General features: G+C 50.5%; 1 protein-coding gene. It reads right to left on the bottom strand.

Annotation, left to right across the window (positions count from 1 at the left end; translation table 11 throughout):
- Positions 1–910 (bottom strand): Ig-like domain-containing protein (locus JGK22_RS16320; RefSeq protein ID WP_293192060.1); only part of this gene is annotated, 910 nt, incomplete at both ends.

The raw sequence follows: 910 nt of genomic DNA, 5'->3' as shown, positions 1-910 counted from the left end.
GGAGTCGGAGTTGTTACCGGAGTCGGAGTTGTTACCGGAGTCGGAGTTGTTACCGGAGTCGGAGTTGTTACCGGAGTTGGAGTTGTTACCGGAGTTGGAGTTGTTACCGGAGTTGGAGTTGTTACCGGAGTTGGAGTTGGAGAGTTATTGACAACAATGCTGGCTGTGACGATCGCAGAATCAGCTTTTCCGTCATTAGCTTTGTAGGTAAAAGAATCTGTCCCTGCAAAACCAGCATTCGGAGTGTAACTGAAGGAACCGTTAGCGTTGAGGGCGATCGCACCTTTAGCCGGATTTGCCACCAAAATCGCAGTCAACGGATCGTTTTCCGGGTCTGTATCGTTAATTAAGACTCCCAACCCTGCCACGTTGAGAGGAGTATTAAAAGAAGTTGTATAGTTGTCAGGAATCGCGACAGGCGGGTTATTGTTGACGTTTACAGTCACGGTAGCTGGTGGAGAGCTAACTATGCCGTCGCTGACTGTGTAGGTAAATGTGTCTGTCCCAGTAAAGCCTGCCTTAGGAGTATAGGTGAAAGAACCGTCTTTGCTGAGGGCGATCGACCCTTTCGTCGGGTTGGCCGCCAACGCAGCAGTCAGCGTGTCCAAGTCCGCGTCGGAGTCGTTAGCTAAAACTCCCGGCAATATTTCGCTGAGGGCTTTTCCCGCACTGGTGCTATAGGTGTCGGGATTGGCTGTTGGCACACTGTTTGTAACGTTGATATTCACCGTGGCGGGGACAGTTGCAGCGCCATCGCTAGCGCTATAAATGAAAGTATCAACTCCGACAAATCCGGGGCTGGGAGTGTAAATGAAGTCACCCTTGGGATTGAGTACGAGTTTACCTTTAGTCGGTTGTGTGACAACAGCAGCAGTCAACGTGTCGAAAATGTCGGGGTCGAAGTCATTGA

The sequence above is a fragment of the Microcoleus sp. PH2017_08_TRC_O_A genome, assembly GCF_020738665.1.
GTDB lineage: Bacteria > Cyanobacteriota > Cyanobacteriia > Cyanobacteriales > Microcoleaceae > Microcoleus.
The sequence above is the reverse complement of the archived record's forward strand: the minus strand, read 5'-3'. Positions and strand labels throughout refer to the sequence as shown.